Below are 822 nucleotides of genomic sequence, written 5' to 3'. Positions count from 1 at the left end.
ACTACCTTTGCTCCTTTGTGAACTCTCCAACGATTACCCATGTGCCCTGGCATCTTTTGTCCAGGCCAAACGCGAGCCTTTACCCCACCAGCACCAATATTGCCCGGTCTTCTGTGTGTCTTCGTTACACCGTGTGTTGCAGGCATTCCACTGAAACCCCACCTTTTCATAACACCTTGGAAACCTCGGAATATCCTGTGAGACAGAGAATTAACAAATAATCATGTTGTTCCTAATGAAATATAGTTTACAAATTGTTTTCTTATGTATTATCTGTATTGCTATAGGTTTATTCAACATATTGAATATCTGACATAATACTTAACATAATTTCTTGAATGCTGAAACAAACTTTGAACATACCATTCAATAAACATTTGACTTGAGGGCAAAGTCACTGCAGCATTCCTTAAACTATACGTCCCCCTGTAAGATGTTAAATGAGTGACAACATTAGCTCACAATATCCCAAAATGAAGAAACCAGACACTGAACTAAACTATAACCAAAGAAGGTCAAGATACTTTAGTGGAATGTGGATGGGCTTTTACCAAAGAAAATCACAGAAGTGAACAAGATTTTTAATGGAACACACACTCTCTCTCTCTCACACACATACTCACACACACACATACACACACACCCCTGAAAAAGCTTTGTACTGCTGAAAATCTACAAAACCAAGACAGATACTTAGCGGTTAGTCATAGTTAAACATTATGTAAAAGTTTAGGATAACCTCTCTCAGAGCTCAACATCGGCATCCACAACAAGAAAATAAACACTTCTTGTCTATATAGCATCCTAGCAATAAGACTATTC

1 protein-coding gene is annotated in these 822 nt (G+C 38.0%); it reads right to left on the bottom strand.

What is annotated here, in order from left to right; genetic code table 4:
• Nucleotides 1-194, bottom strand: a 194-nt coding sequence (gene rplC, locus MAGTDC_RS06065) for a 50S ribosomal protein L3 (protein WP_414173073.1), incomplete at its 3' end; no start/stop codon positions are given.
• Nucleotides 195-822: the final 628 nt, after the last annotated feature.

The sequence above is a fragment of the Candidatus Hodgkinia cicadicola genome (genome assembly GCF_002774925.1).
The sequence above is the reverse complement of the archived record's forward strand: the minus strand, read 5'-3'. Positions and strand labels throughout refer to the sequence as shown.